Origin of the sequence: Chitinophaga sp. 180180018-3, from assembly GCF_037893185.1 — a bacterium.
GTDB lineage: Bacteria > Bacteroidota > Bacteroidia > Chitinophagales > Chitinophagaceae > Chitinophaga.
Genome location: NZ_CP140772.1, coordinates 7,990,469 through 8,011,520 on the forward strand (window position 1 = coordinate 7,990,469; position 21,052 = coordinate 8,011,520).

Sequence of the window (21,052 nt, forward strand, 5' to 3'; positions counted from 1 at the left end):
CCTATGATACTTTCTTCATATTCAATAACAGCTTATCAAGTTTCTCCAGAGTTGCAGTCATCCCTTGTTCCATGCCCATCTGAATTACTTTTTCCAGATCTGAAAGCGAATCGTAAGTGACAATGGTTTCTACCAAAGTGTTTTCGTTCTTGTCTGTAAAAATTACGCGCCATTTTGCAGAAGGCAGGTCTTTATTGATTTCGCCTGCTTCATTACTAAAAGCATCTGTGGAGGTAAAATAATCAATTGGTTTAATTATCAGATACGCTGTATATCCCCAATATGCGGTACCGTTGGGCTCTACCATTGCATAGTGCCAGTGACCGCCTTCCCGGAAGTCCATCGACTTTGTTTTAGTAGTAAGCGGAGCAGGTGCAAACCACTGGTTCAGTAATTCACTTTTGGTGTAGCAATCCCAAACCAACTGGCGGTCTGCTAAAAATTCACGCCTGATCGTCAGGGTATTTTGTTGTTTGTCAGCGATGAAATCGAACTGCAAATTAGGTTTCATTATTTCTTCTTTTTAATTGTTGATAAAAGATGATCGAGTTGCTGAAAGCGGGTTTCCCAGATTTTTCTGAATTGCTCCAGCCATTTATCTATCTCTTTCATTTTATCAATTTCAAGTTGATAGTATATTTCCCGGCCCTGGTGGCTTTGTGTCACCAGTTCACATTCAGTTAAAATTCTCAGATGTTTGGAAATTGCCTGTCGGGTTGTGTCGAAATGCTCGGCAATAGCATTGGGTGTCATTGCCTGCAATGCGATTAAAGTTAAGATGGCCCTTCGCGTTGGATCAGCAATGGCTTGAAAAATATCTCGTCTCACTAAAGTATCTTTTTATTCTTTCCAATAGGAATGAGCCCACTCCTATGTGATCAGCTGCACTATTTCCCAATCAGGGGCAGGTACTTTTCTTTATTATCTACCATTACCCAGGCAATGATGGCAATCAATACAAATACAATAGGCAAACCTGATGGTGCCATGTTGATATTGGTAAGCAGAATGCCTGTTAATACAGGTAAAATAACGATGGCGCCAAGTGCCCTGGTTCTTTTAAAGATCAATAGCAAGCCGCCAAGAATTTCTATAGTACCTACCAATGGCAGGAGCCAGCCTATTTCAGCAAATGCCATCCCTGCTTTTACCATTTTTTCAGGCATATCCTTGGGCATTGGCATATAGTGAAAGAACTTATCCAGGCCTGCATTAATAAACATCAGACCAGTCAGGAGGCATAAAACGAAAAGGATTTTATTCTTCATAGTTGTTAGTTTTGGTTGAGAAACCGTTCGGTTGCAAATATACATGCAACTAATTGGTTTCTCAAAGTTTTTTTAAAAGATTTTTTGGAGATTTTCGAGATTGTTTTTGTTACGATACAAATCTCATCAAAAAAAATCGTCCAATTGCAGTGTAAATGCGACAATTTTAGTGGTTGAATACGACAGGGTTTTAATAGAAAAGAGCGCTCCAATTGGAGTGCTCTTACAAAAGCCAACTCACATTCTGCAGCGTAGAAGCGGTGATTATCTATCAGATAAATACTTTTATTTAACTCCTTTTATCTGTTGAATCAGGGTATTAGCATTACTCATTTGGCTATCTGTTAAGGTGATATCCGGCCGTAGATTATTGTCTGTTATTTTACCAGCTGGTCTGATATGTTCTTTAACTCCGAAGCGAACGAAGATCTGCGTATGTGGCAGGTTGGTATAAAACATTTCGCCAATGCTGGTGGGGTGCCCGTGAATGGGCGTCTGACCAATCAGCGTCGCTATATGATTGTCTTTGATTAAAGTAGCGAAGTTCATGGCACTTGAGAAAGTGGCAGCGCCTATAACGATAAACGTTTTTCCTTTGAACGGATAGGGTACCTCTTCGGGAACAACCTGCTCAGATGGGAAGTGTAATACCTTGCCTGGTGACTCAGCAGCATATGCAGCATTATCAAATCCCCAGGATTTTAGCAGCTTTAAATATTCGTCGCTTCGCTTCCAGTTCGTCTGGTAGCCCGAATACGGCAGATGATGAATACAACTGATCAGATAATCGCCCACAGCGGTACTTCCGCCCTCATTGCGACTGACGTCGATAACAAGTTGCGTTACTTTATCTGTGCTGATTTGTTTAAATATGCTGTCTATTTTCACTTTAATGGAATCCATGCTATACTTTCCTTTGGACTTAACATCAAATGAACAGGCATTGATATAGCCAATTTTACCCTGGGGGCTATAAGATAGCCGCTCCTCACAATCGGCAATGCCTGATTGTGAGGCAAGAAATGTTTCCCAGTTTTTCAGGTTTACACCCTGTAGCCTGATTGTCTTTCCTGTAGCAGTGCTGATTGTAAATACCGTTGTTAACGCATGGCATGCCCAGGGATATAAGTAACCAAACTGCCTTAATGCCGTTTCCATTCGTTGAGCAGGGAAGCCCGTGGTAGCCAATGCGCATTGTTGAACAAGATCGGCTACCAGCAACCCGTTGATGCTATTGATAGCCAGTCCGCTGAGGCTTCTGTCTATATTTCCGAGGCACTTGTCAATGCTGTAGCTCCTGCCCGTTTTTTTCAGTGTAAAAGGAAGATACACGGCATCATTACTGTATGTTGTATTCAGTAAATCCGGTTTAAGGTTTATTTGCGCGTGTTCATCTGATAAATGTGCTATAATAGGTTTGATCCGTTTTAAAAATTCAGTTGCGCTGGCAGCATCTATCAGGGAGGATTCCACCGAGCTAAAAAGCGCATCGTACTGCCGCTGCGACAATTCGCCATAGGGATTAGCATGTACGGTTGTGATCAGGTATTTGAGATAACTAAGATCTTCCTTTAGCTGCGTGGGTGAAAAAAGGATTTGTCTATTTTGACCAGCACATGAAAGGCTGATCATGATAACAAGAAAGAAATAGGTAAGTGATTTCATGCCATAAAGACACAAAAAAAATAAAAGGTTGCATAACGGGTAGCAGCGCTGTTTTTCCATTCTTTTACTATTTTAAATAGAAAATATTCGCACAGGATTTCGGAAAGAGATAATTTTAAAACGGACTATTTCGAAAAATACAAACCTAATGACACTTTTTTCTTTTTTGTTGCCGTGGTTTTTGTTTGCCCTTGTGGGAGGTTTTATCAATTGGAGTTTGGAGCCAATAAAGAAGTAAAAAAAGGATTAGCAATTTTACCTGCCGGAAGATAAATGAACATAAGCCTTTGGGGCTTTAAATGCTACTCTCTTTACAGGATTACCAGCTTACATTGCAAGAAAAAAGCAATGGTATAGCACGCTGGACCAACCTGTGAAAAGTTGTATTTTTATTTTTAACCAGAAAACCTATTTAGCCATGACAGTAGAACAAATTACCAATCGCCTCGCTGAATATTGCCGCAAAGAGGAATTTAGCCTGGCACATAAGGAATTGTATGCTGCTGATGCAGTTAGCATCGAGCCTTATGCGACTCCCGATTTTGAGAAAGAAACCAGGGGACTGGATGCTTTAAACGAGAAAGACAAAAAGTTTAATTCAATGGTGGAATCCCGCTATGGTGTCACTGTTTCAGCGCCGTTAATTGCAGGTAATGTTTTTTGCTTTGTGCTCACGATGGATATTAAAATGAAGGGTAAGGAGCGTATGAAGATGGCAGAGCTTTGTGTGTATCATGTGAAGGATGGGAAGGTTGTTTCAGAGGAGTTTTTTATGTAGAGGGGAGGGATTTAAGAATGTTGGAAGTCAGTTATCGTTACCAGGGCTTGGGAAAGGGTGAACAGCAGCCCTGGATTTTTCTTAATTCATTGGATAAATTCCCGGGACTTAGCTTAAATTTAGCAAAAGATCTGCTCAATATCCTCTTTTGATATCAACTATGTACGAAGCGCTCATTCAATATATCAATGCTCAAACAACTAGTCCGCTTACGGAAAGCGAAACAGACATCGTAAAAAACATTTTTAAACCCCGGAGGATACGGAAGCGCCAGTATTTTTTGCAGGAAGGGGATGTGTGTAAGTACATGGGGTTTATTGTGAAGGGAGCTATGCGCCAATATAGCGTCGACGATAAAGGAGGGGAACATATTGTTCGCCTTTATCTTGAAAACTGGTGGGCTGGCGACCGTGAAAGTTTTACCAGGCTTACCCCTTCCAATTATAACATTGATGCATGGGAAGATACCGATATGCTTACCATTACCCACGCCGGCATTGCTGAGTTCAATGCTGTTCCGGCATTAAATGAATTGGCCCGCGGCCTGGATGAAAAGCACTCTTTTGCTTACCTGAAGCGGATCAATGCCGCCATCAGCCTGTCTGCGGAACAGCGTTATGCCGAACTGGCAAAAGCCTACCCGGAATTCCTCCAGCGATTTCCACAGCATATGATTGCATCTTACCTTGGAATAACTAAAGAAACCCTCAGTAGGGTACGAACTCAGTCGCTAAAAAAATGAGATAGATACATAAAGAGAAAAAGCCCGTTGACATTTATCAACGGGCTTTTGTATTATTTGTCATCGTCTGCACCCTTGCGATCATCGCATCTTTGTAAAGAATTTAACGCGATATCAAAACTGTATGTCGCCAGCAAAAATCTTAACTAAAAAAGATGTTATGAAATCAAATGCAATAGTTATATTCCTGATTGCGGCATTACATATGGTTGCTCTAAACGCCCAATCTGTTAAATCATTTGCCGGTGCTGATCTGATTGTCTTTAACGCAAAGATCACTACCCAGAACCCCGCGCAGCCAGAGGCTTCTGCACTGGCAGTTAAAAGAGGAAGAATTTACGCGGTAGGTAATGATATCGAAATCCTCAGCCTGAAAGACAGCAACACTAAAATGATAGATGCAGATGGCAAACGCCTGATACCGGGTTTGAGTGATGTTCACGTTCATGTACTGAATGAAAGAAACTATAATTATAATGTAAGGTGGGATGGGGTGCCCACACTGAAACAGGCATTAGAAATGCTGAGTGAGCAGGCAAAAAGAACACCGGAAGGGCAATGGGTAAAAGTGATTGGTGGCTGGTCGCCCTACCAGTTTAAGGAAAACAGATTTCCCACCATGGAGGAGCTAAAAAAGGCTGTACCCAATAGACCCTTTATCGTACAGTATGCCTATAATCAAGCCTTCTTAAACGATCTGGCTATGAAAGCTATGGGAGTTGGTACCCCGCGGTTTCCGATGTTTCCAGGAACTGTTTTTGAAAAAGACAAGCAGGGGCGTTATACAGGAGTCGTACATGGCTATTCATTTACATTCATTGCGATGGAAGGAATGGTGCCATTTCCTTCGTTTGAAGAGCAGGTCAATTCACTTACTTATGTTATTAATGACCTGAATCGTTTTGGAATTACTTCTGTTATTGATGGTGGCAGTTCTATGGGGTATCCGGTAGGACACGAAGTTCTGCAGGCATTGATCCGGGATAATCGCTTAAACATCCGTTTTCCGTTTATTGATCTGCAATTCGGTGTTGTTGGCAGTACTCCGGTTGATGCTGAGATCAGGGCTATAACAAGCGTTGCTCCTATTAGCCCGGGAGAAAACATTCATCCTGCAATGGTGCATGGGCATGAATATGAAGGTACCGGCGAAGTGTTAAGGGTAGAGCTGCACGATCACGAAAATTTTGATAAACCTGCATTTATTATTGACAAGGATTCTATGCGCCGATACATCGGGGAAGATGTAGCCAAATTGGTAAAGAGAAGGATTCCTTTCCGGATGCATATCAGTTACGACGAAAACATAACCCCTTTCCTGGATGCTTTAGAAAATATAAATCAACAAATACCTTTTGATGGCTTGCGCTGGAGTATAGAACATGCCGAAACTATCAGCCCCGGGAATATTGAAAGAGTGAAAAAGCTGGGCGGTGGCATTGCCCTGGATGATAAAATGGCGTTACATGGAGATGGTTTTATTAAGACCTACAACAAAGAAAAAGCATTGCAAACACCGCTATTGCGGCATCTGGTGAATAGTGGTGTTCCTTTGGCTATGACTACGGATGGATTCAGAGCGTCTTCTTATAATCCCTGGATTGGCATTAGCTGGACTGTTTCCGGTAAATCTGTATCAGGTTCAGAAGTACTGGTGGGGGATAATCGTTTAACACGGGAAGAAGCCCTGAAACTATACACGCTGGGGGCTGCCTGGTTCGAACATCATGAAAGTGAAAAAGGCAAAATAGCTCCGGGAAATCTGGCAGATTTTGCGTTGCTCAATGCTGACTATTTTACGATACCGGAAGAGGATATAAAAAACATCTCTTCCGTGTTAACAGTAGTGGATGGAAGAGTAGTGTTTGGTACGGCGAAGTATAACAACTTAGCTCCTAAGCTCCCGGATGTAATTCCTGCATGGTCTCCTATAAAATATTTCGGTGGTTATTACAATACAAAGTGAGTTTGCCAAAAGTGAACATTGTATATCATCCCGTTTGTACCCGCAATTAGAAAAACTTAGAAAAAAAATATTATGAAAAAGAAAGTAGTTCATTTAGTAGAAGGCCGGAGGGCCGATGTGGGCGAATATAAAATCTATCGCCTGCTTCCTAACCATCTTGTTCGGGCAGTAGGACCATTTGTTTTCCTGGATTATGCACCGCCCGTTCTGCACGCCGCTGATGAAGCTCCTAAGGTAGTGAATGGTAGCGGAGCACACCCGCACCGGGGGATTGCCACTTTAACTTACGTGCTTAATGGGGAAGCCGATCACTTCGATAGTAATGGTCACCATGCCAGGGTGTATTCCGGTGGGGCACAGTGGATGAAGGCCGGGACGGGCATCATTCATGATGAAGCAATGAACCCGGATCCTTATACCAGCGACCGGTTGACACAGGCCTTCCAGTTCTGGGTGAATCTGCCCGCAAAAAATAAAGCAGAGCAGCCGGATTACCTTCCGGTACAGGCAGATGAAATACCCAAAATTGGGCTGGAAAATAATGCAGGCTGGCTGAAAGTAGTTGCGGGAGAATATGCAAGCCATACCTCTCCTATCCCTGCTTTCCTGGACCAGTTCATTTATCATATTCACCTGCAGCCTGGTAAAACATTTTTACTGGATACCCAGGACAGTTTGGAATATGCCGCATTTCTTCCGGCAGCAAGTACAGCAATCATAAATGATGTATCCTACGACGCCCGAAAAACGCTGTTTTTCGATACACAAAAATCAGTTGTCGAGATAAAGAATCCATCTGATGTACCTGTTGATATTATTGTGTTTGGCGGTGCACCATATACCGAGCCATTCATCGCTAGAGGGAGTTTTGTAATGAACACGGCTGAGGAAATAGACCTTGCCTATAGTGACTATTTTGAAGGCAGGTATGGCACCATCAACTATAAACAGAAAATAGATTAACACACTTCAATCACTAAAGAAAAATATCATGCAAACACCAGAAGTATTAACCAGAACAAAATGGGCAATAGATCCCATGCACAGTCAGATCGGCTTTAAAGTAAAGCATCTGATGTTCACCAATGTGAGAGGATATTTTACAGAATATGATGCCAGCATCTATACTACCGGCTATGATTTTTTGACAGCCGAGATCGATTTCTGGATTAATCCGGCTTCCATTAGCACCAATCAAACCCAAAGGGACGAGCATTTGAAAAGCGCTGACTTTTTTGACGCGGAACATTTTAAAGAAATCACCTTCAAGGGGAACACTTATGAAAAAGTAGATAATGGGGGCGATTACTACCTGTTTGGAGATCTTACAATAAAAGGAATTACGAGGAGAGTTAAGTTATACGTAGAATTTAACGGTATTGTAAAAGATCCCTGGGGCAATGAAAAGGCTGTATTTAACATTGAGGGCAAAATCAGTCGCAAGGAATGGGGCCTAAGCTGGAATGCAGCTTTGGAGGCCGGCGGAGTAATGGTAGGTGACGATGTGTTGATTGATATTGAAGTGCAGCTGGCGAAACAGGAGGAAGCGCAGGATTAGCTTCTGCAGTGTTGGGTGTTTCTGTGGGGCTGAAACAAAAAGGGTGGCTCCTTTTTTCTAACAAAACAAAGGGCCGACCTTTTGGGTCAGCCCTTTGTTTTCAGCTTGCGGAGAAGAAGGGATTCGAACCCTTGAAACCCTTTCGAGTTTACACACTTTCCAGGCGTGCCAGTTCAACCACTCCTGCACTTCTCCGTGATTATCTTTCTGAATTCCCTGGAAATGGTTGTTTTTCCGATTCAGGGTTGCAAAGATAATCCTTTCGTTGGTATTTCAAAGAAAAATTTAGTTCTTATCATACAGCTTCCAGATACCAGCGCCCAGAAGCCCTCCCACTACAGGTCCTACGATAAATACCCAGAGGTTAGCCAGTGCTTGTCCGCCTACGAAAATAGCAGGACCAATACTACGCGCCGGGTTAACGGATACACCTGTTACAGGGATGCCCACGATGTGGATCAGCGTCAGGCACAGACCAATAGCCAGGCCCGCAAATCCAGGATTGGAGCCATTCTTACTGGTAGCACCATGTACTACTACCAGGAAAATAGCTGTAAAAACAATTTCAGCAACCAGACCGCTTACCAGATTGTAGTGGTCGGGCGAGCCGGCATCTACGCCATTGGCGCCAAGTCCATTCTTGACAATACTGTAATCTGCTTTACCCTGTGCAATGAAATACAACACTGCGGAGGCAACGATCGCACCCAGGATCTGGGATACAATGTAGGCTCCGGCGTCTTTACCGGATATTTTACCGGTAGATGCCAATGAAATGGTAATAGCAGGATTCAGATGACAACCGGAAATATGGCCAACTGCATAGGCCATTGCTACTACTGATAACCCAAAAGCAAAGGCAATTCCCAGGAAACCCACGTGGTCGCCAGCCAGAACGGCGCTACCACAGCCCATTAACACCAATACGAACGTCCCGAAGAATTCTGCGATGCATTTTTGTGATAAGGTAACTGTCATAGATTGTTGAATTTTTTGTAGTGAATAGAAAGGGCAAACATTAAACCTGGTGTTAACTAAAATTACTTTAAATAATCAAGATAAAAAAAACGGGAAGTATAAATCAATGTACTTCCCGCTTTTAGATCATTTATTTTTATTAATAAATCTCAATTGGAGTCAGTTCTCCCCTCAGTGAGGTTTCCAGCATTCCCCTGGCTGCCTCTTTCGAAAGTCCCTGTCCCAGCACAAACATCAGCTTGGTGACAGCTGCTTCAAAGGTCATATCATGGCCGCTAACCACTCCTATTTCCAGCAGATGCTGACTGGTTTCATATTTGCCCAGTTCCACAGATCCGCCATCACATTGTGTGATGTCTATTACAATGGCACCGTTATCAATCACCCTTTTTATACTTTCTATGAACCAGGGCTGGGTATTGGTGTTACCACTACCAAATGTTTCCATGATCACCCCTTTCAGTCCGGGGATGTTCAATGTAGCTTCTACAGCCTTGCGTGTGATACCGGGAAACAGTTTCAATACCGTGATATTTGTTTCCAGTTCCTTGTGTACTTTCAGCGGTTTATTGGGTGTTGGCAGTATAAACTGGTGTTTGTACTTGATATCTATACCTGCTTCTGCCAACGGCGGGTAATTCATCGTATAGAATGCCTCAAATTTCTCTGCATTATACTTTTTGGAACGGTTGCCCCTGAACAGCGAGAAATCGAAGTAGATGCAGACTTCCGGTACCATGGATATATCTGTACCATTATGACGGCTACAGGCTATTTCCATAGCAGTGATGATGTTCTCCTTGGCATCTGTCCGTATCTTCCCGATAGGTAGCTGGGAACCGGTCAAAATCACCGGCTTCGTCAGGTTTTCTAACATGAAGCTCAGTGCGGATGCCGTGAACGCCATGGTATCAGAGCCATGGAGTATCACAAATCCATCATACCGGTCGTACCGGTCTTCGATGATGCTCGCCAGCTCTACCCAAATCTCAGGCTGCATATCTGATGAATCAATAGGCGGGTTGAATGCATATACGTAGAAGTCAATCCCCATCCGGTAAAGCTCCGGCAAATTATTTCTTATTTCATTGAAGCCGATGGGACGCAGTGCTTTGGTTTTATCATCATAGATCATCCCTACTGTACCGCCCGTGTAGATTATCAGTATTTTACTCATTTTGCTAGTGGCCATTGCCTGCAAAGGTATTCACTAAACAGTTAGAGCGTTTTGAATAATTTCCGGGCATTACTGCTCGTTATAGAGGCTACGTCAGCAATTTTTAGATTTTTTATATCTGCTAACTTTTCGCCTGCCAGCGGAAGATAGGCGCTTTCATTACGTTTTCCCCTGTAAGGAACGGGAGCCAGATAAGGAGCATCTGTTTCCAACACTATATGCGCGAGGTCTATCTGTTCGAGTATTTCACCCAGCCCCGATTTCTTAAACGTTACTACTCCGCCTATGCCTAGGTAAAAGCCAAGATCAATGATTTCCTTCGCCTCTTCCACCGTTCCCGAAAAACAATGAAATACCCCACTGAGGCGGCCGTCCTGCAATGACTTTACTTCGTTGATGCATTCCCGTGTGGCCTCCCTGCTGTGGATAGATACCGGTAATCCGTATTCCCTCGCCAACAGCAACTGCTCCTGAAATGCCCGGTATTGCTGCGTTAACAGCGATTTATCCCAGTAGAAATCAAGCCCTATTTCACCAATCGCTTTGAATGGCCGCTGTTGCAACCAGGCTTTTATCAGATTCAGCTGGTCTTCCACCGTTTCTTTTACATAACAGGGATGGATGCCCATCATGGCAAAAATATGCTCCGGATGCCGGGCTTCCAGCTCCAGCATGCCCGTTATGGAGTCTTCATCTATATTCGGCAAAAACAGTTGCGATACTCCCGCTGCTAAGGCCCGCGCCACCATTTCCTCCCGGTCAGCCTCAAATTCTTCCGAATACAGGTGCGTGTGGGTATCTATCCAAAGCATAATAATTTATTTTATTTAAATTTGTAATTTCTTTAATATTTAAATGATATCTTTATACTGCAAAGGTAAATGACTGATCACCTAATTGCTAATAAAACCTAAACTATGAAAAGCTATTTCAGTACAAACCGTGTGCTGGCGCTGGCCATCACCGGAGTGGCGATAGCCACTGTCTTCTTTGCCTGCAAGAAGGACGCCGGCCCCACCGATACCGCTTCCCAAAATCAATCTGATAACAATACCATCGCCGCCTCCCAACATGAAGCTATGGCCAGTGTTGCCTATGGCGATCTGTTCGAAACGGTAGCTACTGTTGCTATCGCACAGGGGCTGTACCAGAATGCCCGGATTGCAACCAACGGAAGCAAAGCGCTGGCCGGACCTACTTCCTGCCCGGTGGCAGAACTGCTCGATGCTACGGATCCTAGTAAATGGCCCAAAACGGTGCAGATCGATTTCGGCGACGCGTGCCTCGACAGGTTCGGCATTTATCGCAGCGGCATACTGAACGTTACTTTCAATGGCCCGCTGTTTAGTCCTACTGCCACTATTGTTGTGGATCCATCTAATTACAGACGGAATGGAAAACTTGTGTCAGGGCGCCTTACCATCAGTGCCATGAGCTTCGATAAAACCAACGGCATCCGCTACACCAGCGAAATTACCAATGGTAAACTAACCCTTGCAGATACTGTAGTCGTTAGCTATGTTTCAAAAAGAACTATAAAGCAGATTGCCGGAGTTGATCAGGTTCAGCCTCTCCTGAATCCGGAAGATGATGTGTATAGCATAGAAGGTACAGCCAGCCTGTCGTACGTAAAAGGCCCGTTAACCGGTGTGGCGGCCGACTTTGCTACGCAGGAGCCGCTGATCAAAACATGGGGCTGCAACCATTGCAGTAAAGGAAAGCTGAAAGTAACAGTCGATAACGTTTCCGGAGTGATCAATTACGGAACGGGGCAGTGTACTGACCCGATTACTATCACTGTTGGAGATAAGGTGAAAGAAATTAAGATATAGATAGTAAGATGATGACCAGGCGCTGTTACAGCGCCTGGTTTGTTTATACGATAGCTGCCAGTTCGAATTGCTGTTTTTTGCAAAACTCCAGTACCCGGGGCAGCGCGTACTGCACACGATCCCAGGCTTTGGTACTGTCGTGGAATACTACAATGGAGCCGGGCTTTAATTTGAATACCACGTTCTGCACACAGGTTTCCCCATTAATTGTTGTATCAAAATCACCACTCAGGATATCCCACATAATGATCCTGGCACCGGGAATCTTATTTTTTATCTGCCTGATCTGGAAAGGCGTGATCCGGCCATAAGGAGGCCTGAATAGGGGCGAAGCGATATATTTGGCCGCTTCCAGTACATTCTCTATATATTTTTCTGTACCTGTTTTCCATCCATTGAGATGATTATGCGTGTGGTTACCGGTACTGTGACCTGCTTCCAGTATTTGCTGATAAACAGATGGATACTCCAATACATTTTTTCCGATGCAAAAGAAAGTAGCTTTAGCATTATACTTCGCCAACTGTTCCAATACAAAAGGCGTGGCTTCAGGATGCGGGCCATCATCGAAAGTAAGATAAACCTTATTGCCTGCCGGCGACAGATTCCATTCACAACTTTTATACAACATCTTCAATATACCTGGCGTTTTGGTAAGATAGAACATAGCATAGCTTTTTGCCTTCAGCAACCATTCAGGGGTGCCAAAAATGTAATACAGTACTGCAATATACTAACTTCTGTCTGGATAGCTTTGGCTTGCTCCCCTGCCCTGTAAATGTCCATTAATAACTTAAAGCTGAAGCTAAAACCTAAAAACTTATCTTTGCGCTCTATGGATCACAAAAAAGTAAGAGTGCGCTTTGCGCCCAGTCCTACTGGCGGCCTGCATCTTGGCGGTGTACGCACTGTTTTGTTCAACTATTTATTTGCCAGAAAGCACAAAGGCGATTTTGTGCTGCGTATTGAAGATACTGACCAAACCCGCTATGTGCCGGGAGCGGAGGAATATATTAATGAATGCCTGAGCTGGTGCGGGTTAGAGCCGGATGAAAGCCCAACTAAAGGCGGGGCTTACGGTCCTTACCGTCAGAGCGAACGCAAACCAATCTACCGTCAATATGCCGAGCAGCTGGTACAATCCGGCCATGCTTACTACGCATTCGACACGCCGGAAGAGCTGGACAATATGCGTGTGCAACTGAAAACGCCGGAAAATCCATCTCCCCAGTATAACCACATCGTGCGGGAAAAAATGCGTAATTCCCTTACGCTGCCTGATGCGGAAGTACAGGACCTGCTGGCGAAAAACACGCCGCATGTGATCCGTATCAAGATGCCTGTTAACGAAGAACTGATATTCACTGATCTTATCCGCGGAGAAGTAACCTTCCACACCTCGCTGGTAGATGATAAGGTGCTGCTGAAGGCTGATGGTATGCCTACCTATCACCTGGCCGTGGTGGTAGACGATTATCTCATGAAAATCACACATGTTTTCCGTGGAGAAGAATGGCTGCCGTCTGCACCTGTACATCTCCTGCTCTGGAAACACCTCGGCTGGGAAGCAGATATGCCCCAATGGGCACACTTACCGCTGATTCTGAAGCCGGATGGCAATGGCAAGCTCAGTAAACGGGATGGCGATCGTTTAGGCTTCCCCGTATATGCCATGAACTGGTTCGATCCTAAGACGAATGAGCTGACACAGGGCTTCCGTGAAAGAGGATTCCTGCCCGAAGCATTCATCAATATGTTAGCCATGCTGGGCTGGAATGACGGCACAGAACAGGAAATATTTTCACTGCAGGAACTGATAGAGAAATTTTCGCTGGAAAGGGTACACAAGGCAGGTGCGAAATTTGATTTCGAGAAAGCCAAATGGTTCAACCACCAGTATATTCATCATAAAGATAGCGAAAGCCTGGCAGCCCTCTTCCAGCCGGTATTGGCAGAGAAGGGCATCAGTGCGGATCCGGCTTACGTTGCTAAAGTAGCCGGACTCGTGAAAGACCGGTGCTATTTCGTAAACGAAATATGGGATCACGGATTTTTCTTCTTCCAGGCTCCTGAAAGCTACGACGAAGCAGCTGTTAAGCCCAAGTGGAATGCCGATAAAGAAGCCTTTTTTGAAGCCTGGTCCGCGCAGCTGGCCTCTCTGACAACTGCCACTGCAGCTGAAATGGAAGCCGCTTTCAAAACGCTCGCTACAGAAAGAAATCTGAAAATGGGAGATGTACAGTTACCCTTCCGCATCATGCTGACCAGCGGCAAATTCGGCCCTCCGGTATTTGATATCGTTGCCACCCTGGGCGTGGAAGAAACGCAGAAACGTATAGGGAAAGGACTGGAAACATTTAAGAATTAGGAATATAGAATTAAGAAATAGAGCGAAGGCCATAGCGGATAGTAATAATCGCTATGGCCTTCGCTCTATTTCTTAATTCTATATTCTATTTCTTGCTCTCTTTCGCCCAGGTATCCTTCAGCGTCACAGTCCTATTGAACACCACTTTCTCCGGAGTACTGTCCGGGTCCACAACGAAATAGCCTTTGCGCAGGAACTGGAAACGCTCGCCGGGTTTAGCTTTCAGCAAACATGGTTCAACGTAAGCTTCTTTAATCACCTGCAGGGAGTCGGTATTAATCAGTGATTTGAAATCAACTTCTTCTGCAGCCGGATTTTCAGAAGTGAACAACCGGTCGTAGATACGGACTTCAGCAGTGGCTGCATGTTCAGCACTAACCCAATGGATGGTGCCTTTTACAGTTAACCCGCTATGATCGCCACCACTTTTGCTTTCGGGCAGGTAAGATGCATAAATGGTAGTGATGTTACCAGCTGCATCCTTTTCCACGCTTTCTCCTTTGATGATGTAAGCATTCTTTAAACGTACGTGTAGGCCCGGGCCCAGCCGGAAAAACTTCTTGGGAGGGTTTTCCATGAAATCTTCCCTTTCTATGTACAGCGTCTTACTGAAATGCAGGATACGCGTACCGGCACTTTCATCTTCAGGATTATTATCAGCGATCAGCTCTTCTACTTGTCCATCCGGGTAATTGGTGATCACCAGCTTCACCGGATCCAGCACCGCCATCACACGATTGGCGGTTTTGTTCAGCTCTTCGCGGATGCAGTATTCCAACAGGCTCAGCTCAATCATATTATCACGTTTCTGAACACCTACCTTATCACACAGCATACGAATGCTGGCGGCAGTGTAACCACGGCGACGTAAACCGCTGATAGTTGGCATACGCGGATCGTCCCAGCCGCTTACAAAACCTTCTGTTACCAGCAGTTTCAGTTTTCGTTTACTCATTACCGTATTGGTCAGGTTTAAACGTGCAAACTCATACTGATGGCTGGGGAATATGTCCAGTTCTTTAATGAACCAGTCGTACAGCGGGCGATGCGGTATAAACTCCAGGGTACAGATGGAATGAGTGATGTTTTCGATGCTGTCGCTCTGGCCATGCGCAAAATCGTACATCGGATAGATGCACCATTTGTCGCCGGTGCGATGGTGATGCGCATGCTTGATCCTGTACATCAGGGGGTCGCGCATATGCATATTGGAGGAAGCCAGGTCGCCTTTGGCCCTGAGCGTTTTCTCCCCGTCTTTGAATTCTCCTTTACGCATTCTTTCAAACAGGTCCAGGTTCTCTTCTACAGAACGGCTTCTGGCCGGTGTGGGAGTGCCTGGCACGGTAGGTGTACCTTTGGCGGCGGCAATCTCTTCTGCGGTGGCATCTTCCACATAAGCCAGCCCTTTTTTGATCAGTTGCACCGCAAAATCGTACAGCTGCTCAAAATAATCGGAGGCATACAATTCTTTATCCCATTCGAATCCCAGCCAGCGGATATCTGCTTTGATAGACTCCACATATTCAGTGTCTTCAGTTACAGGGTTAGTATCATCAAAACGGAGATTGGTTTTCCCATTGTATTTCTGGGCCAGTCCGAAGTTTAATACGATCGACTTGGCATGGCCTATATGCAGGTAGCCATTGGGCTCGGGCGGGAACCGGGTAAGTACCCTGCCATCGTTTACGCCATTCGCAATGTCTTCTTCTACTATCTGTTCAATAAAATTGAGTGATTTTTCTTCGCTCATATAAATTAGTCTTGGAGGGCAAAAGTACTAAAAAGAGGAGAAAGCCGAAGACTTCAGCTTTTTGCAGCTCTTTTTAGTACATTTACGACCTTAACATCAGAAATGGTATGGTCAACCCATTAAATCGTCCTGTTCGTGTTTTGGTAGCCAAAGTCGGCCTTGATGGCCACGACCGGGGCGCTAAGGTAATCGCCGCAGCCCTGAGGGATGCCGGCATGGAGGTTATTTACACCGGTCTGCGGCAAACTCCTGAAATGGTGGTGAATGCTGCCTTGCAGGAAGATGTGGACGCTATTGGTGTCAGCATCCTTTCCGGCGCTCATATGACCGTATTTCCCAAGATCATTGCCCTGATGAAAGAAAAAGGTATGAATGATGTGCTGCTCACCGGCGGAGGGATCATCCCGGATACCGATATGGAAGCATTACAGGAGTTGGGGGTAGGAAAACTGTTCCCCCCGGGCACCACTACCCAGGACATTACCGCCTATATCACTGACTGGGTGGCCTCTCACAGAAATTTTTAAAAAAAATACGGGATCGCCGTAACATTTCTTTAGCCGGGTCGTCTTTATGGGAAATAGTCCTCCAAATCTAAAAAACCACATACCCGTTTTATGAAATGTAAGCTACTCCCGCTGTTCCTGTCCCTGATGATAATGTGCTGTAGCGTGTTTGCACAGGATAAGAAAGATTCGGCCAATACTGCCGGATCAGATACTACTGAAGTCCACACCACATTTTCCCTTATTTTCGGGAAATATCCCAAACACCGGGAAGGCATATACGTCACGCATGGTGGAGAGGGCCCCCTGTTGTCGTTTGCGTCTATGAAGAACAATGATGAACATGTGCGCAATATTCCGCGCTTTACGATATTCTTCAACGTCGGCACCAATTTTAACAAGGATGTGTCTAAAAACCTGGGCTTTTTTACAGGTATCAACCTGAAAAACATCGGGCTGATCTCTAAGCCAACTGATTCCCTGAAGTTCAAGCAACGGGTATATACAATGGGCATACCATTGGGAATTAAAATTGGAGATGTTTCCGGCGGTACCTTCTTCTTCTTTGCGGGTGGTGAAATAGACCTGGCAATCAACTACAAGGAAAAGCAATTTGTAGATGGAAAGAAGGTGCATAAGTTCAATGAATGGTTCAGTGATCGTACGCCCCTCCTGATGCCTTCTTTATTTGCCGGATTCCGTATACAGCCTGGGTTTGGCCTGAAAGTTCAGTATTATCCGCAGAATTTCTTCAATAAGGATTTCAAAGGAAAAGATAAAGACGGGAATACTATCTACCCTTTCCGAAATACGGAGGCCAACCTGATTTTCGTGACACTGGGATATAATTTTGCGGGTATCAACTACTTTAATGTGAAGAAGAAAAGACACTATATGAGGATGAAAAGCGGGAAAGCGGAGTTTGAGGTGAACTATTAACAGGAAAAAATATATTCTTGCCAAGCCGGGACTAAAAAGTATTAGTACCGGCTTTTTCTTTTTCCCGGGTGTATGCGGAGGCTGCTACCAGGCGGTTGTATCTGGTTGCCGGATATTCGTTAATATTGGTGAACTAAAATACAGCCCATGTATCAGACGATCAAAACAACAACGGAAGGTAATGTACTGATCATTACTATCAATCGCCCGGAGAAAATGAATGCACTGAACAAACAGGTGTTGGCAGAGCTGGCACTGGCGGTAGACGAAGTATATGGCAACCGGCAGATCAAAAGTGCAGTGATTACCGGCGCCGGAGAAAAGGCATTTGTAGCAGGGGCCGATATCAGCGAATTTCTAACTTTATCAGATAAGCAGGGGGAAGAACTGGCGAAGAAAGGGCATGTCATCTTCAAACGGATTGAAGCCTGCCCCAAGCCCATCATAGCGGCTGTAAACGGTTTTGCACTTGGCGGCGGCTGCGAACTGGCTATGGCCTGTCATTTCCGCCTGGCCAGTGAAAATGCGAAATTCGGCCAGCCTGAAGTGAACCTCGGCCTCATCCCCGGCTATGGAGGTACCCAGCGCCTTACCCAGCTGATAGGAAAAGGTAAAGCCATAGAGCTGATGATGACGGGAGATATGATTACCGCCACGGAAGCCCTGTCATGGGGACTGGTGAACCATGTGCTGAAGCTGGAAGAACTGCTCCCGAAAGCCCTGGCAATACTGCAGAAAATACAAGCCAAAGCCCCGCTGGCCGTGGCGAGCGTGATCAAATGCGTCAATGCTGCACTGGACAAGGAACAGGATGGTTTTGAACTGGAGTTAAAAGAATTCGGCGCCTGTTTCACAACAAAAGACCTGCAGGAGGGCGCTGCAGCCTTTCTGGAAAAAAGACAGGCGAATTTTAAAGGGGAATAGCTTGCTGCCCTATCCTTAATGCCGTACTTTTGTAGCCTTAAAAGTTCAAGTCATGGAATTCAGAATAGAGAAAGACACAATGGGCGAGGTGAAAGTGCCTGCTAATGCCTATTATGGCGCTCAAACACAGCGCTCCATTGAAAATTTCAAGATCGCCCAGGATATTAACAAAATGCCTAAGGAGATCATCAAAGCATTTGCTTACCTGAAGAAAGCCGCTGCTATCACCAATCTTGAAGCCGGTGTATTACCGAAAGAAAAAAGTGAGCTGATTGGCCAGGTATGTGATGAGATCCTGGAAGGTAAACTGGATGACCAGTTTCCGCTGGTAGTATGGCAAACAGGTTCCGGTACCCAGTCGAACATGAACGTGAATGAAGTAGTTGCTTACCGCGCACATGTACTGCACGGTGGCCAGCTGACCGATAAAGAAAAATTTATCCACCCGAACGACGATGTGAATAAATCACAATCCTCCAACGATACGTTCCCTACAGCCATGCACATCGCAGCATATAAAATGCTGAAGGAAACAACAATCCCGGGTATAGAAAAACTCCGCGATACCCTCGCAAAGAAAGCAGAAGCTTACAAGCATGTGGTAAAGATCGGCCGCACCCACTTTATGGATGCTACGCCACTCACACTCGGACAGGAAATCAGCGGATATGTAGCCCAGCTGAACCATGGCCTGAAAGCCATCAATAATTCACTGGCGCATCTGAGCGAACTGGCATTGGGCGGTACTGCGGTTGGTACTGGTATTAATACGCCTAAAGGCTATTCAGAGAATGTTGCTAAGAACATCGCAAAATTAACCGGACTGCCATTTATCACCGCCGAAAATAAATTCGAAGCGCTCGCTGCACATGATGCTATCGTTGAATCTCACGGCGCACTGAAAACAGTAGCGGTAAGCCTGATGAAGATAGCCAACGATGTACGCATGCTGAGCTCCGGCCCCCGCGCCGGTATTGGCGAAATCCACATCCCTGATAATGAACCAGGTTCTTCTATCATGCCGGGTAAAGTGAACCCTACGCAATGTGAGGCACTCACAATGATTGCAGCCCAGGTAATGGGTAATGATGTGGCAATCAGCGTAGGAGGCTCTAATGGCCACTTTGAGCTGAATGTGTTCAAACCGGTGATGATTTACAACTTCCTGCACAGCGCCCGCCTGATCGGTGATGGCTGTGTAAGCTTCAACGACAAATGCGCAGAAGGTATAGAACCTATCGAAGCAAATATCAAAAAACATGTGGAAAACTCCCTGATGCTGGTTACTGCGCTGAATACGAAAATCGGCTACTATAAAGCCGCTGAGATTGCACAGAAAGCACATAAGGAAGGAACTACCCTCAAGGAAATGGCAGTAAAACTGGGTTATGTAACTCCTGCTGAATTTGATGAATGGGTGGTGCCTGCACACATGGTGGGAGAAATCAAATAAATCTCCATCTCATTAAAAATACCAACAGCGGAACAGGGCACACAGCATCTGTTCCGCTGTTTTTTATATTCTATCCTCTGCCCATCTGCTAAACGCTTATCTTCGCCGAACACTCACCGTTAACACTAAAACCTGGGAGCTGACTATGAAATTGCTATTCTTTAGTGCGCAATCCTACGATATCCATTACTTCAATCTCGCCAACACGCGGGGCCTGCATCAATTCCGGTTCCTCGATGCACCATTGAATGAAGATAATACCGCACTCATCAAAGATGAAGAAGCGGTTTGTGTATTCGTGAACGATAAAGTGAATGCTGCCGTGATCAGTATGCTGCAGGCGAAAGGCGTGCGGCTTATTGCCCTCCGTTGCGCCGGATTCAATAATGTTGATCTGAAGGCAGCCGAGGCTGCCAATATAAAAGTGGTGAGGGTTCCTGCCTATTCGCCAAATGCAGTGGCCGAACATGCTGTTGCATTGCTGCTTGCCCTCAACCGGAAAATATATAAATCGTATAACCGTGTACGTGACGGTAACTTTACCCTGAACGGGCTGGAAGGATTTGATCTTTTCGGAAAAACGATAGGCGTGATCGGTACCGGAAACATCGGCGCTGTGTTTTGCAGAATCATGCTGGGCTTTGGTTGCAGGGTCTATGCCCACGATCTTTATGAAAACGCTGACCTGAAAACGGCTGGCGTTGAATATGTATCCATGAACACCGTTTTTGCCCAATCAGATATTATTTCATTGCATTGCCCGCTGTTGCCCGACACACATCATATTGTGAACGCCCACTCTATTGCCTCCATGAAACGGGGCGTGGTATTGATTAATACCAGTCGCGGTGGCCTTGTAGATACGAAAGCCGTGGTGGAAGCACTGAAAAACGGACATTTAGGGGCACTGGGTATAGATGTATATGAACAGGAAGAACATTTATTTTTCCAGAATTTTTCTGGAGTAGTGATACAGGACGACGTATTATCAAGACTCACCACCTTCCCCAATGTATTGATCACTGCTCATCAGGGCTTTTTCACGAAAGAGGCACTGATGCAGATCGCAGAAATAACGCTGCGGAACGTGGCGGAATTTGAAAAGGTACACTAGCTTATAATAAAAATGCAGCGAAGAATAGCATTTT

General features: G+C 45.1%; 21 protein-coding genes and 1 tRNA gene. 12 read left to right on the forward strand and 10 right to left on the reverse strand.

Annotation, left to right across the window (positions count from 1 at the left end):
- Position 1: 1 nt before the first annotated feature.
- From UNH61_RS31690 to UNH61_RS31705, 4 genes are all read right to left on the reverse strand, one after another.
- Positions 2-511, reverse strand: coding sequence for an SRPBCC domain-containing protein (locus UNH61_RS31690; RefSeq protein ID WP_326996042.1), 510 nt, complete (start codon positions 509-511; stop codon positions 2-4).
- A complete protein-coding gene (locus tag UNH61_RS31695) occupies positions 511-828 on the reverse strand; it encodes a metalloregulator ArsR/SmtB family transcription factor (protein ID WP_326996043.1) in 318 nt (105 codons plus the stop codon). Before UNH61_RS31695 ends, UNH61_RS31690 begins: the two co-directional genes overlap by 1 nt.
- 59 nt (positions 829-887) lie before the next feature.
- Positions 888-1,268: a DoxX family membrane protein gene (locus UNH61_RS31700; RefSeq protein ID WP_326996044.1), complete on the reverse strand. Its 381-nt coding sequence runs from the start codon at positions 1,266-1,268 to the stop codon at positions 888-890.
- A gap of 285 nt (positions 1,269-1,553) precedes the next feature.
- Complete coding sequence (locus tag UNH61_RS31705; RefSeq protein ID WP_326996045.1) at positions 1,554-2,933, reverse strand: S41 family peptidase; 1,380 nt, start codon at positions 2,931-2,933, stop codon at positions 1,554-1,556.
- 418 nt (positions 2,934-3,351) lie between these two features.
- On the opposite strand from UNH61_RS31705, the gene UNH61_RS31710 reads away from it, so the two are divergent.
- The 5 genes from UNH61_RS31710 to UNH61_RS31730 all read left to right on the forward strand — a co-directional run bounded on the left by UNH61_RS31710 (position 3,352) and on the right by UNH61_RS31730 (position 7,977).
- Positions 3,352-3,711, forward strand: coding sequence for a SnoaL-like domain-containing protein (locus UNH61_RS31710; protein WP_326996046.1), 360 nt, complete (start codon positions 3,352-3,354; stop codon positions 3,709-3,711).
- A gap of 148 nt (positions 3,712-3,859) precedes the next feature.
- The gene (locus UNH61_RS31715; RefSeq protein ID WP_326996047.1) at positions 3,860-4,453 is read left to right on the forward strand and encodes a Crp/Fnr family transcriptional regulator; all 594 of its coding nucleotides are present in this window, start codon (positions 3,860-3,862) and stop codon (positions 4,451-4,453) included.
- A gap of 160 nt (positions 4,454-4,613) precedes the next feature.
- Entirely contained in the window at positions 4,614-6,419 is a 1,806-nt protein-coding gene (locus tag UNH61_RS31720) for an amidohydrolase (RefSeq protein ID WP_326996048.1), read from the forward strand.
- 72 nt (positions 6,420-6,491) lie between these two features.
- The gene (locus tag UNH61_RS31725; protein ID WP_326996049.1) at positions 6,492-7,382 is read left to right on the forward strand and encodes a pirin family protein; all 891 of its coding nucleotides are present in this window, start codon (positions 6,492-6,494) and stop codon (positions 7,380-7,382) included.
- 28 nt (positions 7,383-7,410) lie between these two features.
- Entirely contained in the window at positions 7,411-7,977 is a 567-nt protein-coding gene (locus UNH61_RS31730) for a YceI family protein (protein WP_326996050.1), read from the forward strand.
- Positions 7,978-8,085: 108 nt separating this feature from the next.
- Here the strand turns inward: UNH61_RS31730 and UNH61_RS31735 are convergent.
- From UNH61_RS31735 to UNH61_RS31750, 4 genes are all read right to left on the reverse strand, one after another.
- Positions 8,086-8,172, reverse strand: a tRNA-Ser gene (locus UNH61_RS31735).
- Positions 8,173-8,262: 90 nt separating this feature from the next.
- Positions 8,263-8,955, reverse strand: a complete 693-nt coding sequence (gene aqpZ, locus UNH61_RS31740) for an aquaporin Z (protein ID WP_326996051.1) — start codon at positions 8,953-8,955, stop codon at positions 8,263-8,265.
- Between the two features lie 139 nt (positions 8,956-9,094).
- Entirely contained in the window at positions 9,095-10,147 is a 1,053-nt protein-coding gene (locus UNH61_RS31745) for a type I asparaginase (RefSeq protein WP_326996052.1), read from the reverse strand.
- A gap of 26 nt (positions 10,148-10,173) precedes the next feature.
- Positions 10,174-10,944 carry a TatD family hydrolase gene (locus UNH61_RS31750; protein WP_326996053.1) on the reverse strand — a complete coding sequence of 257 codons (771 nt, stop codon included), beginning with the start codon at positions 10,942-10,944 and terminating at the stop codon, positions 10,174-10,176.
- A gap of 105 nt (positions 10,945-11,049) precedes the next feature.
- Between UNH61_RS31750 and UNH61_RS31755 the strand changes: the two genes are divergently transcribed.
- Positions 11,050-11,964: a hypothetical protein gene (locus UNH61_RS31755; RefSeq protein WP_326996054.1), complete on the forward strand. Its 915-nt coding sequence runs from the start codon at positions 11,050-11,052 to the stop codon at positions 11,962-11,964.
- A 43-nt stretch (positions 11,965-12,007) separates the two neighbouring features.
- Here UNH61_RS31755 and UNH61_RS31760 read toward each other — a convergent pair whose 3' ends face one another.
- Complete coding sequence (locus UNH61_RS31760; RefSeq protein ID WP_326996055.1) at positions 12,008-12,631, reverse strand: polysaccharide deacetylase family protein; 624 nt, start codon at positions 12,629-12,631, stop codon at positions 12,008-12,010.
- A 168-nt stretch (positions 12,632-12,799) separates the two neighbouring features.
- Here UNH61_RS31760 and gltX point away from each other — a divergent pair, with 168 nt between their 5' ends.
- Entirely contained in the window at positions 12,800-14,332 is a 1,533-nt protein-coding gene (gene gltX / locus UNH61_RS31765; RefSeq protein ID WP_326996056.1) for a glutamate--tRNA ligase, read from the forward strand.
- An 85-nt stretch (positions 14,333-14,417) separates the two neighbouring features.
- Here gltX and UNH61_RS31770 read toward each other — a convergent pair whose 3' ends face one another.
- Positions 14,418-16,082 carry a glutamine--tRNA ligase/YqeY domain fusion protein gene (locus UNH61_RS31770; RefSeq protein WP_326996057.1) on the reverse strand — a complete coding sequence of 555 codons (1,665 nt, stop codon included), beginning with the start codon at positions 16,080-16,082 and terminating at the stop codon, positions 14,418-14,420.
- Between the two features lie 107 nt (positions 16,083-16,189).
- Between UNH61_RS31770 and UNH61_RS31775 the strand changes: the two genes are divergently transcribed.
- The 5 genes from UNH61_RS31775 to UNH61_RS31795 all read left to right on the forward strand — a co-directional run bounded on the left by UNH61_RS31775 (position 16,190) and on the right by UNH61_RS31795 (position 21,018).
- Positions 16,190-16,609, forward strand: a complete 420-nt coding sequence (locus UNH61_RS31775) for a cobalamin B12-binding domain-containing protein (protein WP_326996058.1) — start codon at positions 16,190-16,192, stop codon at positions 16,607-16,609.
- Positions 16,610-16,699: 90 nt separating this feature from the next.
- Positions 16,700-17,527, forward strand: coding sequence for a hypothetical protein (locus UNH61_RS31780; RefSeq protein ID WP_326996059.1), 828 nt, complete (start codon positions 16,700-16,702; stop codon positions 17,525-17,527).
- Positions 17,528-17,674: 147 nt separating this feature from the next.
- Positions 17,675-18,451: an enoyl-CoA hydratase-related protein gene (locus tag UNH61_RS31785; protein ID WP_326996060.1), complete on the forward strand. Its 777-nt coding sequence runs from the start codon at positions 17,675-17,677 to the stop codon at positions 18,449-18,451.
- 52 nt (positions 18,452-18,503) lie between these two features.
- Complete coding sequence (gene fumC / locus UNH61_RS31790) at positions 18,504-19,904, forward strand: class II fumarate hydratase (protein WP_326996061.1); 1,401 nt, start codon at positions 18,504-18,506, stop codon at positions 19,902-19,904.
- A gap of 145 nt (positions 19,905-20,049) precedes the next feature.
- Positions 20,050-21,018 (forward strand): 2-hydroxyacid dehydrogenase, encoded by a 969-nt coding sequence (locus UNH61_RS31795; protein WP_326996062.1) that lies wholly within the window; start codon positions 20,050-20,052, stop codon positions 21,016-21,018.
- Positions 21,019-21,052 lie beyond the last annotated feature (34 nt).

Excerpts from the sequence above, each read along its gene's own strand:
- UNH61_RS31690 (WP_326996042.1), bottom strand. The coding sequence starts at position 511 with ATGAAACCTAATTTGCAGTTCGATTTCATCGCTGACAAACAACAAAAT.
- UNH61_RS31700 (WP_326996044.1), bottom strand. The coding sequence starts at position 1,268 with ATGAAGAATAAAATCCTTTTCGTTTTATGCCTCCTGACTGGTCTGATG.
- UNH61_RS31705 (WP_326996045.1), bottom strand. The coding sequence starts at position 2,933 with ATGAAATCACTTACCTATTTCTTTCTTGTTATCATGATCAGCCTTTCA.
- UNH61_RS31710 (WP_326996046.1), top strand. The coding sequence starts at position 3,352 with ATGACAGTAGAACAAATTACCAATCGCCTCGCTGAATATTGCCGCAAA.
- UNH61_RS31720 (WP_326996048.1), top strand. The coding sequence starts at position 4,614 with ATGAAATCAAATGCAATAGTTATATTCCTGATTGCGGCATTACATATG.
- UNH61_RS31725 (WP_326996049.1), top strand. The coding sequence starts at position 6,492 with ATGAAAAAGAAAGTAGTTCATTTAGTAGAAGGCCGGAGGGCCGATGTG.
- UNH61_RS31730 (WP_326996050.1), top strand. The coding sequence starts at position 7,411 with ATGCAAACACCAGAAGTATTAACCAGAACAAAATGGGCAATAGATCCC.
- aqpZ (WP_326996051.1), bottom strand. The coding sequence starts at position 8,955 with ATGACAGTTACCTTATCACAAAAATGCATCGCAGAATTCTTCGGGACG.
- UNH61_RS31745 (WP_326996052.1), bottom strand. The coding sequence starts at position 10,147 with ATGGCCACTAGCAAAATGAGTAAAATACTGATAATCTACACGGGCGGT.
- UNH61_RS31750 (WP_326996053.1), bottom strand. The coding sequence starts at position 10,944 with ATGCTTTGGATAGATACCCACACGCACCTGTATTCGGAAGAATTTGAG.
- UNH61_RS31755 (WP_326996054.1), top strand. The coding sequence starts at position 11,050 with ATGAAAAGCTATTTCAGTACAAACCGTGTGCTGGCGCTGGCCATCACC.
- UNH61_RS31760 (WP_326996055.1), bottom strand. The coding sequence starts at position 12,631 with ATGTTCTATCTTACCAAAACGCCAGGTATATTGAAGATGTTGTATAAA.
- gltX (WP_326996056.1), top strand. The coding sequence starts at position 12,800 with ATGGATCACAAAAAAGTAAGAGTGCGCTTTGCGCCCAGTCCTACTGGC.
- UNH61_RS31770 (WP_326996057.1), bottom strand. The coding sequence starts at position 16,082 with ATGAGCGAAGAAAAATCACTCAATTTTATTGAACAGATAGTAGAAGAA.
- UNH61_RS31775 (WP_326996058.1), top strand. The coding sequence starts at position 16,190 with ATGGTCAACCCATTAAATCGTCCTGTTCGTGTTTTGGTAGCCAAAGTC.
- UNH61_RS31780 (WP_326996059.1), top strand. The coding sequence starts at position 16,700 with ATGAAATGTAAGCTACTCCCGCTGTTCCTGTCCCTGATGATAATGTGC.
- UNH61_RS31785 (WP_326996060.1), top strand. The coding sequence starts at position 17,675 with ATGTATCAGACGATCAAAACAACAACGGAAGGTAATGTACTGATCATT.
- fumC (WP_326996061.1), top strand. The coding sequence starts at position 18,504 with ATGGAATTCAGAATAGAGAAAGACACAATGGGCGAGGTGAAAGTGCCT.
- UNH61_RS31795 (WP_326996062.1), top strand. The coding sequence starts at position 20,050 with ATGAAATTGCTATTCTTTAGTGCGCAATCCTACGATATCCATTACTTC.